This is a genomic window from Enterococcus sp. DIV0294, from assembly GCF_050558155.1.
GTDB classification, from domain to species: domain Bacteria; phylum Bacillota; class Bacilli; order Lactobacillales; family Enterococcaceae; genus Enterococcus; species Enterococcus faecalis.
In genome coordinates, this window is the sequence record NZ_CP187889.1 from 783168 (window position 1) to 799066 (window position 15899).

Annotated in this window: 15 protein-coding genes and 2 pseudogenes; 9 read left to right on the forward strand and 8 right to left on the reverse strand. The window is 36.3% G+C overall.

The genetic code is table 11. The features are described 5' to 3' along the window. The first annotated feature begins 30 nt into the window (after positions 1–30). Complete coding sequence (locus IGJ20_RS03795; RefSeq protein ID WP_002355840.1) at positions 31–240, forward strand: hypothetical protein; 210 nt, start codon at positions 31–33, stop codon at positions 238–240. 73 nt (positions 241–313) lie between these two features. Here the strand turns inward: IGJ20_RS03795 and bopD are convergent, their stop codons facing one another. From bopD to IGJ20_RS03815, 4 genes are read right to left on the reverse strand one after another with little or no spacing between them, the layout of a single operon-like run. Next, a complete protein-coding gene (gene bopD / locus IGJ20_RS03800; protein ID WP_002358859.1) occupies positions 314–1324 on the reverse strand; it encodes a LacI family transcriptional regulator BopD in 1011 nt (336 codons plus the stop codon). A gap of 23 nt (positions 1325–1347) precedes the next feature. Continuing rightward, positions 1348–2355, reverse strand: coding sequence for an aldose epimerase family protein (locus IGJ20_RS03805; RefSeq protein ID WP_202522390.1), 1008 nt, complete (start codon positions 2353–2355; stop codon positions 1348–1350). Then, positions 2345–3013: a beta-phosphoglucomutase gene (gene pgmB / locus IGJ20_RS03810; protein WP_002355844.1), complete on the reverse strand. Its 669-nt coding sequence runs from the start codon at positions 3011–3013 to the stop codon at positions 2345–2347. The genes IGJ20_RS03805 and pgmB overlap by 11 nt, the downstream gene beginning before the upstream one ends. After that, positions 3006–5300 (reverse strand): glycoside hydrolase family 65 protein, encoded by a 2295-nt coding sequence (locus IGJ20_RS03815; protein WP_202522391.1) that lies wholly within the window; start codon positions 5298–5300, stop codon positions 3006–3008. The genes pgmB and IGJ20_RS03815 overlap by 8 nt, the downstream gene beginning before the upstream one ends. 281 nt (positions 5301–5581) lie before the next feature. Between IGJ20_RS03815 and IGJ20_RS03820 the strand changes: the two genes are divergently transcribed. After that, on the forward strand, positions 5582–7750 hold the full coding sequence (locus IGJ20_RS03820; RefSeq protein WP_202522392.1) for a PTS transporter subunit IIBC: 2169 nt from the start codon (positions 5582–5584) through the stop codon (positions 7748–7750). Positions 7751–7815: 65 nt separating this feature from the next. Beyond that, on the forward strand, positions 7816–8640 hold the full coding sequence (gene mapP, locus IGJ20_RS03825; RefSeq protein ID WP_430605256.1) for a maltose 6'-phosphate phosphatase: 825 nt from the start codon (positions 7816–7818) through the stop codon (positions 8638–8640). Positions 8641–8699: 59 nt separating this feature from the next. On the opposite strand, the gene proC is transcribed toward mapP, so the two are convergent. Continuing rightward, the gene (gene proC / locus IGJ20_RS03830) at positions 8700–9515 is read right to left on the reverse strand and encodes a pyrroline-5-carboxylate reductase (protein WP_174121726.1); all 816 of its coding nucleotides are present in this window, start codon (positions 9513–9515) and stop codon (positions 8700–8702) included. Positions 9516–9641: 126 nt separating this feature from the next. Between proC and IGJ20_RS03835 the strand changes: the two genes are divergently transcribed. Genes IGJ20_RS03835 through IGJ20_RS03845 form a run of 3 tightly spaced genes read left to right on the forward strand, consistent with a single transcriptional unit; the run spans position 9642 to position 11191 of the window. Then, positions 9642–10604, forward strand: coding sequence for a helix-turn-helix domain-containing protein (locus IGJ20_RS03835; RefSeq protein WP_002358865.1), 963 nt, complete (start codon positions 9642–9644; stop codon positions 10602–10604). Continuing rightward, positions 10585–10884 (forward strand): hypothetical protein, encoded by a 300-nt coding sequence (locus IGJ20_RS03840; RefSeq protein WP_002358867.1) that lies wholly within the window; start codon positions 10585–10587, stop codon positions 10882–10884. Before IGJ20_RS03835 ends, IGJ20_RS03840 begins: the two co-directional genes overlap by 20 nt. Beyond that, positions 10877–11191, forward strand: coding sequence for a nucleotide pyrophosphohydrolase (locus IGJ20_RS03845; protein WP_002363321.1), 315 nt, complete (start codon positions 10877–10879; stop codon positions 11189–11191). Before IGJ20_RS03840 ends, IGJ20_RS03845 begins: the two co-directional genes overlap by 8 nt. A 159-nt stretch (positions 11192–11350) precedes the next feature. Here IGJ20_RS03845 and IGJ20_RS03850 read toward each other — a convergent pair. From IGJ20_RS03850 to IGJ20_RS03860, 3 genes and pseudogenes are all read right to left on the reverse strand, one after another. After that, positions 11351–12019: pseudogene (locus tag IGJ20_RS03850) on the reverse strand (peptide ABC transporter permease). 37 nt (positions 12020–12056) lie between these two features. Then, positions 12057–12698, reverse strand: a complete 642-nt coding sequence (locus IGJ20_RS03855; protein WP_202522394.1) for an ATP-binding cassette domain-containing protein — start codon at positions 12696–12698, stop codon at positions 12057–12059. A gap of 1 nt (position 12699) precedes the next feature. Beyond that, on the reverse strand, positions 12700–12849 hold the full coding sequence (locus tag IGJ20_RS03860) for a hypothetical protein (protein ID WP_002383384.1): 150 nt from the start codon (positions 12847–12849) through the stop codon (positions 12700–12702). 346 nt (positions 12850–13195) lie between these two features. On the opposite strand from IGJ20_RS03860, the pseudogene IGJ20_RS03865 reads away from it, so the two are divergent. From IGJ20_RS03865 to IGJ20_RS03875, 3 genes and pseudogenes are all read left to right on the forward strand, one after another. Then, positions 13196–13396 (forward strand): annotated as a pseudogene (locus IGJ20_RS03865) (MerR family transcriptional regulator); the annotation flags it as partial. Positions 13397–13540: 144 nt separating this feature from the next. Continuing rightward, entirely contained in the window at positions 13541–13972 is a 432-nt protein-coding gene (locus tag IGJ20_RS03870) for a VOC family protein (RefSeq protein ID WP_002368197.1), read from the forward strand. Between the two features lie 240 nt (positions 13973–14212). Next, entirely contained in the window at positions 14213–15868 is a 1656-nt protein-coding gene (locus IGJ20_RS03875) for a TPM domain-containing protein (RefSeq protein WP_231414755.1), read from the forward strand. Positions 15869–15899: the final 31 nt, after the last annotated feature.

Consider the following 15899-nt stretch of genomic DNA (forward strand, 5'->3'; position numbering starts at 1 on the left):
GAAAATTTATTTTGGGAAGGAATGTAAGAAATGGCGAAGGCAACGAAAATGAATGTTAACTATCGAGAGTCGATCTTGGATCGTGCGTATCGTTTAGAGCTAATAAAAAAAGATGAGTATGCAAAACATCAAGAAAAATTATCATTATTAAATGAAAAATTGTCTGACGGGGAACCAGCTCAATTTGATGCAAAAGAAGAAACGTTTTGGAAAAAAATTTCGCAAAAAGTTATTTTATAAAAGTAATACATACGAATAAGAGCGTACACATAGAAAGAAGCGTAAGCAGTTTAACACTGCTTACGTTTCTTTTTTAATGAATAGGAATAACTGTTTCACGCTTAATTAATTTGTGAGGAATAACGAGACGGACACCATTTGTCAATTCTTCGTGGATTAATTCATATAATTTTTTCATCGCCATTCGACCTAATTCTGACGTGTCGATGTCAATGCTTGTTAGATAAGGATGTGTCAATGTTGAAAAGATTGAGTTGTTAAAACTAATAATGGATAAAGTTTCAGGAACTTGATAACCATAGATTTGCGCAAGTTGCATCGTCCGCAAAGCAAAGATATCATCAATCACCACCAACGCCGTGGCATTATTTTGATGAAGAATGTCATCAAAAGCCATGTAATCTTCAGGTTTTTCTAACGCAACGCTTGGTAAAACAGTTAATCCTTGCATCATCATTGCTTTTTGATAACCAAAGTAACGTTCAAAGTACAAACTTTCATGCGTTGTATTGGTCACAAATAAAATATTTTTATGGCCGTTTTCAATTAAAAATTCCGTCGCTTGTTTCCCTAATAATTGATTATCATTATCCACGTAAACTATCTCCGTTTCATGTTGGTAAGGTTGACCGATTAAAGTAAAGGGAATGTTGTTTTCATATAAGTAATCAATGACGGGGTCCTTACTATCTGAATACACAAGAATAAAACCGTCCACTTGTTTTTGAAGATGCATTCTTTTAACGTTTTCCAATAGTACATCAAAACTTTTGGCAGTTGCAATAGCAGTAGTCATATCGTAAAGACGGGCTTCCTCGTTGATGGCTTCCATAATTTCTAAATAAAATGGATTCCCTAACCGTTCTTTCGAATCTAAAGGAGGTAAAATTACGCCAATGGCACTTGAAATTCGTTTACCCAAATTCCGTGCCGTCATATTTGGCACATAGCCTAAGTCATCCATGACTTTTCGCACTTTCTTTTTTGTCGATTCAGAAATACTTGGATGATCGTTAATGACACGCGAAACGGTTGAAGTTGCAACCCCCGCTTTCTTAGCGACATCTTTTACTGTAATTGCCATTTTTGCCACGCCTTTCTTAGTGATTATAGAAGGTTAAATTGATAAACCGTTTGGTAGGTTTGCTTTTTATTAGCTGGTAATAAAATAGAGCCCCATTGAGGATGATGAACAATGTCTGGATACTCTTGAGGTTCAATTGCTAAGCCATAGTTTGAATGCATCGCTTGTCCATTAATAGAAAAAGGAGCCTCAAAACCAGTCGTAGAAAATAATACCATACTTTGGTTCGTTGTTGCTATCGTCATTTTTCTTCCAGAAGTAGGTTCTTGTAAGCATAATTGTGGCTGTCTTAAGTCAGAGCCAACTAAGGGGAAAACATCATCTAACCCAGTTGGATAGCGTTGGAGGATTGTTTCGATAGGTGTCAGTTCAATAAAACGTATGGATAGTTCAGAAGCTGGTAAAATCCGTCCAGTAGGCAGCTTATTATCGTCTAATTCTAACATACCTTGACAGTTCAAAGATAGCAAATGTGACAGAATGTCTAACTTTCCATCGCCAGATAAATTAAAGTAGGCGTGGTTCGTAGGATTAAAAAGTGTTTCCTGTTTACTTCGTCCAGTACTGATCATTCGTAATTGATTATCCTCTAGCTGATAAGTGATGGTGGCCTCAATTGGTCCAGGATAGCCAGAAATGGTGTCGGTTAAATGAAAAGCAACGCCAATGATATCCTTTTTTTCAAAGGGCTCGACTGTCCAATATTGAAAAGACCACCCCTTTGAGCCACCATGGATATGATGACCGTCGCTATTTTGTTCTAATATTCCATTTTGCCAATGGCCATTACGAATGCGTCCAGCAACTGGTCCAACAGTGGCGCCAAAAAAGCTTTGATCCTTTAATACATCTTGATACGAATCATACGATAAAAGGATATTTTCCCAATGATTGTTTTTGTTTGGCATCAAAAGTTGATGGAGGCGCGCGCCATAATTGAGAAGAACGACTTCTAAAAAGTCGTTCTTCAAAGTAATTTTTTTTAAGTTTGTGTTTGAAATATCGGTCACGGTGATACGATTATCCTTCATGATCAAGCCACACTTTTTTTAAGTAATCAAACGTTAAAGCGCTCGTCTCTGGCACGATGGGCAACCCTTCGCCTAACTCTTCTTTGCGGCCAACGCCAACAGGTTGCGCTCCGCTAGCAAGAATCGCTTGAATCCCAGCTTTGGCATCTTCAATGCCAAGACATTCTGCTGGTGTCAAATCAATTTCTTTCGCAGCTAAAATGAAAATATCTGGAGCGGGTTTACCTGCCTGGACGTCTGCTGGATTAGCAATGGCATCAAAAAGGGGCGTCAATTGCATTTTTTCTAAAAGGAAAGGCCCATTTTTACTTGCAGAAGCCAAGGCGATTTTAATATTGGCTTCACGTAATTCCGTTAATAAAGAAAGAATTCCTGGGTAGACATCTTCAGGTGTAATCGCTTGGATCATTTCCAAGTAATAATCGTTTTTCCGTTGCGCTAACTGGGCAAATTCTTCAGAAGAAAACGTGCCTTCTTTTTTTCCGTATTTTAACAGTAACTGCAGAGAATCTTCACGGCTTACACCTTTCAATTGTTCGTTGAAAACACGGTCAATGGAAATTCCAATTTCGTTCCCTAATTTTTTCCAAGCGTGGTAATGAAATTCTGCTGTATCAGTAATAACGCCATCTAAATCAAACAAAACGCCTTTAAACATGAACTTCTTCCTTTCTGATCGGTAAAACTAATCGATCTTTTAATGTGTATTTTTGATCGTAAACAGTTAATGGAATTGCAGGGCCGTCGAGTAAAGTGAAGGCCACTTGGTCTGCTGCAACTTCAACAAATAGTAAACGATTCCGATAATTAATGTGGAATGAGTAGGCTGTCCATGTCGCTGGTAAAAAGGGTGCAAATTTTAGTTGTTGATGGTCGGTTTTCATTTGGGCAAAACCTTGCACAATCGCTAGCCAACTACCAGTCATTGAGGTAATGTGTAAGCCATCTTCTGTATCATTATTGTAATTATCTAAGTCAAGGCGCGCTGTTCGTTGATACATTTCCACTGCTTTTTCTTCCATGCCTAATTCAGCAGCTAACACAGCATGAATGCTTGGTGAAAGAGAAGATTCATGGACAGTCATTGGTTCGTAAAAGTTAAAGTTCCGGCGTTTTTCTTCTAAAGAAAAGGCGTCATTGAAGAAATAAATTCCTTGAAGAACATCGGCTTGTTTAATGAAACAAGACCGCAAAATTTTATCCCATGACCAATGTTGATTTAAAGGCAGCTCACTAAGTGGTAAATCAGAAACAGGCATTAAATCTTTATCTAAGAAAGTGTCATGTTGTACAAAAATGCCTAATTCATTATCCACTGGGAAGTACATATTTTCTACAATGTCTGCCCATTTAGCTAATTCGTCGTCTGCAATTTTGAGCGTTGTTTCTTCTTGGAATTTTAAATAAGACTCACGGGTGTAACGTAGAACCCACGCAGCGATGGTATTGGTATACCAGTTATTGTTGATATTATTTTCATATTCATTTGGCCCCGTTACGCCATGAATCATATATTGTTTATGACGTTGGGAGAAGTGGACCCGATCTGCCCAAAAACGAGCGATTGCTACAAGTACTTCTAGACCAGCATCTTTTAGATAATCTTCGTCTCCTGTATAGTTGACATAATTATAAATCGCATAAGCAATCGCACCATTTCTGTGAATCTCTTCAAAAGTGATTTCCCACTCATTATGACATTCGACACCAGTAAAAGTAACCATTGGGTAAAGCGCACCCTTTAACCCTTGTTGTTGGGCATTATGAATGGCTTGAGGCAATTGATTGTGGCGATATTTCAGTAGATTTTTAGTAACTTCGGGCTTAGCCAACGCCAAGTAAAGTGGGACAGCATATGCTTCGGTATCCCAATATGTGGCACCTCCATATTTTTCGCCCGTAAAGCCTTTTGGTCCGATATTTAAACGATCGTCTTCACCATAGTAGGTTGAGAAAAGTTGGAACAGATTAAAACGGATGCCTTGTTGGGCTTCGTCATCTCCTTCAATAACAACATCAGCTAATTGCCAACGTTTTGCCCAAGCGGCAGCTTGCCCAGCTTTTGCTTCAGGGTACAAGGTAGTCATTTCTGCAAATAATTCGTTTACTCGTGTGATTTGTTGCGTTTCTGGCACATCACGACTGGTAACGACAAGCACTTCTTTTGTGATGGCGGTCGTTTCGCCTTCGTTTAAAGACACTGTCAATTCTGCGGTTAAAGCCAAGGGCTGTTGTGTATATGTAGGCACAACAGAGGCTCCATCGATGAAATGGCGCATGCCTGCAGTCACTGTAAAACGCTCTATTTCAAAGTTGTTAGGAATGGTCTTAGTCGTAACAAAGCCAAGTGTTTCTTGTGTTTCAATAGCCATTTCTTCCCAAAAATGTTCTTCATAATTGCTGTCTTCATTTTGAACATCGCCATCCAATTTTGAGTGAAGAGTGATTGTGCCTGTACCTTCCAACATTTCAATTGTTAAGTGGATGTAAGCTGCTTCTTTTTTTTCTAAGCTTAAAAAACGTTCAAAAGAGAAGCGCACTTTGTTCTTCGGTGTTTGGATGGTGAATTGCCGAGAAAGGACCCCATTTTGCATGTCTAATTCTAAAGAAAAATCTTCGTAAGGTGTAGTGGCTAAATCAATTGTTTGTCCATCAATTTGTAAGTCCATTGCGATGAAATTAATTGCGTTAATCACTTTGCCAAAATATTCAGGATAACCATTTTTCCACCAACCAACACGTGTTTTGTCTGGATACCAAACACCTGCTAAATAGGTTCCTTGATGGTGGTCGCCAGAATAGTGTTCTTCAAAATTTCCCCGCATCCCCATATAGCCATTGCCAATGCTCGTTAATGATTCTTGTAAACGTAAATTTTCTTTATCTAAGTGTGTAGTACGGATTTTCCAAGGATCAATTTGGAATAAACGTTTGATTTGTTTCATGAGAATCCCCCTCAGTGATTTTATTGATAGGTCTATCATAAACGCAACCGATTGCATTAGTCAATAGTCAATGCTTAAAAAGTGTAATCTTATGAATAAAAGCTGAAACAAAGGTAGGATAGAAGGAGCTTTATTTGCTTTATTAAAAGACAAAATAAAAAAAGGATTAAGTAGTAGGGAGTTGTTTTCCACAATATTTTTGAAATTAAAGCATTTACAAAAAGGAAACAGGAGTATATAATGGCAACATAACGAAACCGATTGCGTAAGGAGTGGCAGGAATGAAAAAAATGTTTAGTTTTGAGTTTTGGCAAAAATTCGGGAAAGCTTTAATGGTCGTTGTGGCAGTAATGCCCGCAGCGGGTTTAATGATTAGTATTGGGAAATCGCTTCCCTTAATCGATCCTAATTTAGGCTTGTTAGTAACAACAGGCGGAGTTCTGGAGAGTATCGGTTGGGCAATTATTGGCAACTTACATTTACTATTTGCGTTAGCAATAGGTGGCAGTTGGGCCAAAGATCGTGCAGGTGGCGCATTTGCAGCGGGGATTTCTTTTGTTTTAATCAACCGTATTACTGGAGCCATTTTTGGTGTAACAAATGAAATGTTGGCTGATGAACAAGCTTTCACGCATACCTTATTTGGCACCAAGATTATGGTGAAGGGATTCTTTACAAGTGTCTTAGAAGCTCCGGCATTAAATATGGGTGTTTTTGTAGGGATTATTGCTGGTTTTGTCGGTGCGATGGCTTACAACAAGTATTACAATTATCGGAAATTACCAGATGCGCTATCATTTTTTAATGGTAAACGGTTTGTCCCATTTGTCGTTATTTTGTGGTCAACAATTGTCTCAATTGCATTAGCACTTATTTGGCCAAATATTCAAGCGGGAATTAATAATTTTGGGTTATGGATTGCGCAATCTCAAGACAGTGCACCTATTTTAGCGCCATTCTTATATGGAACGTTGGAACGTTTGTTATTACCTTTTGGGTTACATCATATGTTGACGATTCCAATCAACTATACACAATTAGGTGGAACGTATGAAATTTTATCTGGCGCACAAGCTGGAACCCAAGTCTTTGGTCAAGATCCTTTATGGTTGGCTTGGGCAACAGACTTAGTGAATCTTAAAGGCGCTGGTGATATGAGCAAGTATCAGTTTGTCTTAGAAAATTGGATACCAGCTCGATTCAAAGTAGGCCAAATGATTGGTTCTTCAGGGATTTTAATGGGGATGGCTTTGGCGATGTATCGTAATGTCGATGCAGATAAAAAAGCTAAATATAAATCAATGTATTTTTCTGCTGCTTTAGCTGTTTTCTTAACTGGTGTGACAGAGCCGCTAGAATTCATGTTTATGTTTGCTGCAGTGCCGCTTTATGTGATTTATGCCGTGATCCAAGGTGCTGCTTTTGCAATGGCTGATATTTTACCATTGCGTGTGCATTCGTTTGGAAATATTGAATTGTTAACAAGAACACCGCTAGCAATAAAAGCTGGTTTAGGTGGCGATTTAATCAATTTTGTTTTAATGGTCATCATTTTTGGTGTTGTCACTTATTTCTTAGCGAATTTCTTAATTAAAAAATTTAATTACGCAACACCTGGAAGAAATGGAAACTATGACAATGATAACGGCGAAGAAATCGCATCTGGCGCGGCTGGTTCAGGCGTTGTCGATCAGCAAATCGCGCAAATTGTCTACTTACTTGGCGGTAAACAAAATATCAAAGAAGTTGATGCGTGTATGACACGCTTACGTGTCAGTGTAAAGGATCGAGAAAAAGTCGGTTCGGAAGAGGCGTGGAAACGGGCAGGTGCAATGGGCTTGATTGTGAAAGATAATGGCGTTCAAGCCGTTTATGGACCAAAAGCCGATGTTTTAAAATCCGATATTGAAGATTTATTAGCTTCCGGCGTTGACATTCCAGAACCAGTTATAGCAGAAAGTACAGCAGGAGTGCCAACAACGAATTTCTTAGGCAAGAAAAAAGATTTCGTGGCTGTAGCGACAGGGGAAGTTATTCCAATGGCGCAAGTCAATGATCCTGTCTTTTCACAAAAAATGATGGGGGATGGATTTGCAGTTAAGCCTCTAGAAGGAGAGGTGGTGGCACCAATTTCGGGGAAAGTCCTAAGTGTTTTCCCAAGCAAACATGCGATTGGGCTACAAACAGAAGAAGGTATTGAAGTACTTGTCCATATGGGGATTGATACAGTCGAAATGGCAACTCCTGCTTTTGAATCTTTTGTTAAAGAAGGACAATCATTGAAAGCTGGGACGAAACTAGCTAAAATGAATTTGGATGTGATTGAACAAGCTGGCAAAGAAACAACGATTATTGTCGCCTTTACAAACAGCGACAAAGTGGAACAAGTAGTTATTCATCAACTAGGAACCACCACTGCGGGAACTGTGATCGGACAGATTGAAATTTAAATGATTAGGTCGGGCACAATCAATAATTGTGCCCGACCTAATAACATGTAAGAGAAGGGGAAAAGATGAATCTTTTAACAATCAATACTCATAGCTGGTTAGAAGAAGAACCATTAAAAAAATTAGAGGAGATTGCCAAGGTGATTTTATCTTCTGAAAGTGAAATAATTGCCTTACAAGAAGTGAATCAGAAAGTCGCTTCCAAGAAAGTGCCGTTAGAACAGTTAACTACTTTTTGTCCCATAGCGACCCAAACGCCGATCCATGAAGATAATTTTGCATATCTAATCGTTCAATATCTAGCTGGAAAAGGCCAACACTATTATTGGAGTTGGGAAAAGAGCCACATTGGTTACGCTATTTATGAAGAAGGGAACGCACTACTTTCGAAATGTCCGTTGACTAGTGAAGCTCTCCTTATTTCAGAAAGCCAAGAACCAACGAATTATCGAACAAGAAAAATCTTAGTAGCGGAGACAGAGAGTTCAAAAGGTACGCTTACTGTTGTCTCTGGTCACTTTTCTTGGTGGGAAACACCCTGTACAGGTTTTGCCTATGAATGGCTACAATTAGAGAAATACTTAGCGATGGGGCAACAACCGCTAGTCATTTTAGGCGATTTAAACAACCCAGCTGGTACAACTGGCTATCAATTAGTGGAAAATAGTTACTTGCCGATTCAAGATGCATTTGTTGTAGCGGAAGAGACAAGCGGTGAAGCGACAGTAGAGAAAAAAATAGATGGCTGGGAAGAAAATGAAGCAGCCTTGCGGATTGACTACGCATTTGTTCCAAAACAGTGGCACGTACGAAAATATGAAGTAATTTTTGATGGTAGGAAAACACCGATAGTCAGTGATCATTTTGGCTTACTCATTCAATTAAAATAAGAAAAAGCGCTGAATTTTCAGCGCTTTTTCTTATTTACTCGCTCATGTAACTATTCTTCTCAGTCTTGTTTGGCTAATTCTTGATCCCGAAGGATGGTGGCCTCAATCCCTTTGATGACTGTTGAAATAAACGCATTGTTTTCTAATTCGACAATCCCAGCAACCGTGGTTCCACCAGGGGAACTGACTTGGTCGATTAAAGTCCAAGGATTCTCTGTGCTATTTGCCAAAGTTTGAGCGCTGCCTAGTACAGCTTGTGTGGCAATTTCTAAGGCTAACTCTTTGTTCATACCATTTTTAACGGCTGCTCGGGCAATCGAATCAATAAATAAGAAAGCATACGCAGGAGTGCTACCTGCAATAGCCGTAAAAATCGAAAAATACTGTTCCTCTAATTCCCAAGCTTGGCCAACTGCTCGAAACAATGATAAAACAGTCTGGATGTCTTCAGGGGATGCAAAAGCGTTGCCACAAACAGCGGCTGCACCTGCGCCAATCAATGCATTCATATTTGGCATCACACGAACAAGACGAAGCGGTTGGGTAGTCTCAAACAGTTGATGCAATTCTGCAATAGTCGTACCTGCTGCAATGGAAACAATTAACGGTTGCTTGTCTAAAATTGCTTCTTTTGCTTCAAGTAAAGCTGCTTGAACGAATTGCGGTTTCACCGCTAAAATAACTAAATCAGCTACTGCAATAGCTTCTTGTGGTGAAGCAACCGCATGTGCACCAATTTCTTGTGCAAAAGCGGCGGTTTTTTCGACTTGAATATCATAAAAATAAAGGTTTTCTGCGGCAATAAATTGCTTTTTTAGCGCACCTTTGGCAATAGCGGATGCCATATTTCCAGCACCGATAAAACTAATTTTCATAAAAAATTCCTCCTAAAAACTGTTGAATCTCTTTTTTCGTGTTACCATGTATCTAGTATAGAAGGAAACGCCAAAGAAAAAAATAGAGGGAGTAAAGTAAAAAGTGTTGGATTATGAGGTGATTAATTGGCAAGCAAAGAAGAGCAATATGCAGCATTTTATCAGTTTTTAGAGACCTTAGATTGTTATTTAACCACTACCAATGCTCTTGAGAATGAAGTAGCGCAATTTAAGGAAAATCCACATCGAGAAATTGCGGGCTTTATGCTGGCATCTTCGGAAACAATTGACGTTCCGAAAGGATTTATTCGGATGCTCTATTGTTTAGAGCAAGATGGCAATGCTTATTTGGATCAACAAAGGTGTTCGTTTTCGGCTGGCCAAGTCATGATTGTCAATGAGGCCACCTCGGTTAGCTATCAGGGGCAAGGAATGTCTATGATTATATTTTATTTTAAAAAGCACTATTTTCTTGATACGCTCTTAAATCAGCTGGCGGAAGAACCAGTCATGTATCGTTTTTTTACAGAAATTGCTAGCAGTGAATTTGAAAACATTCCTCGATATTTCGTTTTTGCCAGCCAGCCAAATTCGGATGTCCACGTCTATTCGCTATTATTACTGAAACAAATTGTGAAAATGGCCTATTTTAATAATAAAGTGACCAAAGCGGCCTTTGTTTTGCTAGTGGTGGAACTAGGTCAACTGCCTAGAGAAGCTTTAAAGATGCAAGATAATTATTTGTCGAATCATCAACGTGTTGAGGTGATTTTAGCGTATATTGAGCAACAGATTGCGCATGTCACTTTAGCAGAAGTCGCCGCTAAATTTCATTTTCATCCGAATTACTTATCGAATTTTTTAAAAGAAAAAACAAACAAAACGTTTACGGAAATTGTCTTAGCCTACCGAATCCAATTGGCGAAAAACTACTTGAAGCAAACAGATTTATCGATTCAAACGATTGTTGAACGAATCGGCTATCAAGACAAAGCTTTTTTTTATAAACGTTTTAAAGAAGAAATGGGCATGACCCCAAAACAATATCGACAGAAAGAAGGAATGGCAGATGTACGAAGAAGTCTTTGAAGAATTTCAGTTAACTGTAGTAGAATTACCAATCGAATTTGTTGATGATTTGCCTGTCTATCGCGGACACTTAAAAGAATTAACGTTTCTTTCAGCGGAAGCCTCTTCACGAAAAAAACTTTACCAACAGCTTTTACAGGCTTATTTGTTATATAGAGAAGAGAATCAAGCAGTTGTTGAAGAGGAAGAAATAACTTCCTCGTTATTGTCTACAGAGCAGTTATTAAAATACTATGATGGTGAAACGTTCGATGGGTTTCAGTTGCCATCAAATGAATAAGAAAGCAGGAGAACAGATGGATACAATGGCAAAAATTAATCAATTTCGAGATGAAAGAAATTGGCGCCCCCACCATAATGAAAAAGATTTGGCGCTCTCAATTTGTTTAGAAGCAGCAGAATTGTTAGAACTTTTTCAATGGAAAACAGCAGAAGAAGGCATCAAACAAGAAGAACGAATCAAAGAAGAATTGGCTGATGTTCTCATTTACTCCTACATGATGGCTGATAATTTAGGGTTTGATTTGGACGAAATTATCGAAGAAAAGTTGAAGAAAAATGCGGTGAAATATCCAGTGCCACACTAAGAAGCTTGTATTTTGATTACACGCCCCAAAGTTTAGAAAAATATCAGTTTGGGGCGTATCAAAATTGATGCTTTTTTAGTTTCAACTAGTTGTATTTTATTTGATTTAATCTATTGTCTCGAATAAGTAGATGAATCCTATCTGCGAAGTGGGTGTCGTTTATATTCCTAGTCTTAGCCAACGTTTATTATTTACCCTTGCAATAGCCAGCGCGATGATTGTTAGAACTATAATATACAAGATAATCAATAAATTGTGGTCAAAACTAATTGAGTTTTCTGAGCCTTCTAAAAAATTCTGGACGTTTAGATATAATTCGTTTGAAGCATCAAATATTGCAAAAAAACGTAAAAATCCACCAACTGCAACAAAAAGTACTGTTGTAATCCAATAGAGTATGCTAAAACCGATAGATAAAAGAACGTTAGCAGATAAAAAACTGATCAACGCAACAATTAAAATATACTGAATTGAAATCATCGATAATAAAAAAAACATTTGCAGAATTACAGAAAAATCCATAAAAATAAAGGAAACGATAAATAACAGAACTAGAATACTGCCTAGGGTCTCTACCGTAAGTGTCAAAACTTTTTTTATATAAAAAGTAAGGCTATTGGTATTCATCATACGATAAAATAAAATTGTTTTTCCTGAGTACTCTTTATTAATAAAGAAAGAGACTAGAAACGAAAACATTAGAAAGCCAAATTGTGTAAATACAGTATATGTACTAAATAAGTATTACCTAGTTACTTTATCGATGCCAATAGGTAGAATCCATCCCATTGCAAAGATTGCAACGATAATTGCAATTAAAATAATCATTATTTTGTTGGAAATCATTTTTTTTAATTCCAAAATTTCACCCCTCAATATACTTCTGAATAACTTCAGTTTGATTAGTAAAACGAATCATTTTGAAATCTTCAATTAAGTAATAGTTGCCTTTTAAATTTTTTAAATCTGATAAATTGTGTGTGATGTTTAGAATAATTTTTTTAGGATGATTTTTTATATATGCAAGTAGAAATAGATAGATTTCATTAATTGTCTGTTTATCTAAGGCGTTGGTAATTTCATCTAATACAATAATTGATTTATCTTCCAGAAAAAAAGAAAGTAATTTTAGTTTTTGTTTTTGTCCATCACTTAATTGTCCAATTAAGGAAGTTTTAGAAATATTTGTAGCGTGCAAAGAATGAGCCAAGTGTGCGACTGAATCTAAACCAAATCTTTTCTCTAGAAGAATAAATAATTCGCAGACTTTTAAATCGTTAGGGACATTAGAAAAGCTTGAAATAATCGTAACATTTTTACTTATTTCAGAAGGGATTAAACCACTTCGGTTTAACAATAAATTCTTAGCAAATTGTGATTTACCTACTCCGTTTTTCCCTAAGATATGATTAATCACCCCTTTTCTAAATGAAACTTTTGTATGTTCTAAAAGTAATTTATTATTTATTTTCAATGTGTAATCATTTAGTTCTAACAACTTAGTCACCTCACACAAACCAACTAATGACTGTTTCAATGACCAATAACAAACTAATTGCTTGTATTAGCTTTACAATCAAGTGATTTTTTCTTTTATTTTCTAATTCATCTACACTGAATAACGTGATTAAAACTTTATAACCATCAGAGTTTAACACAGGAACTAGATTCCATAACAACGCATATGAAAAAAATGAATGAACTGTCGAGTATTTTATTTTTTAAAAATAAGAGATTGATGACCTGAATAAAGTTAATGGTTAGATGATTTCATTTCGATTGCCTTTTAGTAAATTAAAGATTATAAAACTCTAATTTTAAGAAGGTATACTAATCGTATCAACTGTTTTGGTAAATGTAAAGGAGATTTTTAGAAAATAACAAGAGAAAGATCACGGGAATATCCAAATAAAATAGAAATGTATGAATAGAAACTTTTTCATTGACTTTCACATGGTGTCAAGGTTTATGATAAGAATATCAATTGAATGAAAAGGAGACTCTATGTATCAAATTGGGCAATTTGCCAAGTTAATGGATATTTCCCCACGGATGCTGCGTCATTATGAAAAAGCAGGAATTTTTGTTCCAAATGAAATTGATAAAAAAACAGGATATCGCTATTATAGCGCACATCAAATTCCTTTATTGAAACAAATTTTACTGTTAAGAGATTCAGGGTTTAAAGTTGAAGAGATGGCAGAAACTTTGAGAAAACTTAAGGATGCTTCTTTTTTGGAAACTATTTTGTTAAGAAAACGAGATCAATCGCGACATTTAATTCAAATGGAGGAGCAAAAGATTAAAAAAATTAATCAACAGTTAGTAGCTCTGAAGGAGGAAAAACAAATGATAAAAGGGACAGAAATCGATTTTATTGTTAGTGATAGCCTTAAGGCGCTTGCCTTATATAAAAAGGTGTTTGAAATAGAGGTAGTAGAAGCAACTGAGTATCCTGTCGGAATGAATGAAGCGGTTTTTCAACTTTATGGCACGAGGTTTCACATGTTAGATGCCAATGAAGAATATGGTTTAAAATCACCAACCCAAGAACATCCCAATACTATCTGGTTTAATATAACAGTAGAAAATATTGAAGAGACACATCAACTGGCAATGGAAAACGGTTGTCAAGAAGTACAGCCTATTACTGAAATGATGGAAGGAGCGCTCAAAAATTCATTGTTTATTGATCCGTATGGGTACATGTGGATGCTCCACCAAATCTATCAAGAGTTGAGTTTTGATGAGCGGATTGAGATTTTAGAAAACGAGCTGTAAAAATCAATATTCTTGTGTTTGTTTAACTAATTATCTGAAAAGAACGTAACGCTTATCAACTAAGCGTTACGTTCTTTTTATGCGTGTTAGCAGAAATTAGTTAAAAAGATAGAGATTTGAACGTCTATATTCGGTATACTAACTATTAAGAAAATAAATTTTTAATACAAAAAAATTTATTTAGCTCTGTGGAAAATCAGAGCTAGAACATTCGGTAGGAGTGGAAGGGAGAAAAAATCAGTGTATGGGAAAAATAAAGTAGGGATAGAATTACAAATTAGCGTGGGGGAGTATCGAAAAATAAAAGTAAAAAGTATTGTAATGAAGAATTTAGTTTATCTAGCTGTTCTTTTAATAGGGATCTATTTGGGAATGAGTTTCTTAAAACGATTTGAAAGGACTTATTCAGCTCCAACAGACGATGTCGTAGTAAAAATTAATCAAAATCATCTTTTTGTTTCAGATAATGCACAAATTTTGAACGAAGAAGTCATTAATAATGTACAAAAAATTAATCAAGAACTTAGTAAGACGGAAACGAAACCACAACTAATGGTTATCACAGTTGAGCAAGTTCCTGAAAATGAAACGATTGAAAGTTTTACTAATCAAATAGGTAATAAATTAGGTATCGGAAATAAACTTTATAATAATGGAGTGATTTACTTAGTATCTGTGAAAGACAGGCAAGCAAGACTTGAAGTAGGCTATGGGCTTGAAGAGATAATCCCAGATAGTTTAACCGACGAAATAACAGATAGTACCGTGAAAGATTTTTATAAATTAAAGGATTTTAATGCAGGAATACATATTGTCACCACTCGAATTAAGGAACTACTTACTACTGATACTATGTCTAAAACGACCTCGCTACCTAAGATTAGTTTTTTGCAGAAAATTTGGTTATATTTATTAGGAATAGGAAGGTCGTTAAAGCCTTGGCTAATTATAGTTTTTATTATTGTTATGTTGTATTTTTTATGGGAATTACGTAATGCGGGGAAAGAACTTAGTGCCCGCTTGGCTCTAGTTGACATGGCAAATCGCTATAAGGAAGATGTAGCTATGTTTTATAATGGCGGTATTTCCTCTAAGGCAATTGTTTTAGGAGAACAATCAGTTGAATTTAAAGCTGCCAAGGCGCGTTTGGAGAAAAATATTTTATATCCTGAAAATTCGAAAAAAGAGATAATAATTCCCGCATACTATGATATGGATTTTGCATTTGGCGAGGTGACACCAAAGAAATTTATTTATAATTATGTTGCACAGTGGAAAGATTTAAGAAGCTCTTCTATGTGTGCTTGTTTTTGGAAGGTGAATCAACCATGGATCTACTTACCGCGTTTTTGGATAGGTGAAGTGTATTGGGAAAAAGTTCCAGAAACGAAACTGCCTGCATGTCGGATTAGTGGAATTAATGATAACTTAATACCTGCTTACCTAAAAATTATTTTGTTTCCTCTTTCGATTTTATTAAAACATCCTTTTTTGGTATCGGTGACTCTGATTATTTATGTTCAAGTTAGTTTATCAGAGCAGTCGTTTCCTTCGACAGTTTTCACACTAATCACAGAGATTCTGACATTTTTAGAAGACGAAGACTCTTTAGTACCCATGGTTAGTCTGGTCTATTTTTTGATTCCGGTCTTTTTCTTATTTGGTTATATAAAATCAATAGGTGTTGGCTTACAAAATAGATTGCACCTGGATTCTATGATCCGTAGGTTTTTAAAAGATATCCAGCAAGTAAGTTCAGAAAAATCAAAATCATTAAAACAATTAGCAAACGATTTAGACAACCAGCAATATAAAATTGAAAAAAATTATTGCGGAAAAAAATTAGAGAAAAAAAGATTACCAACAAAAAAGCTTCAAAATCCTTCTACCCGATAAGATTTATTAAGACTACGTATCCTGAATACTA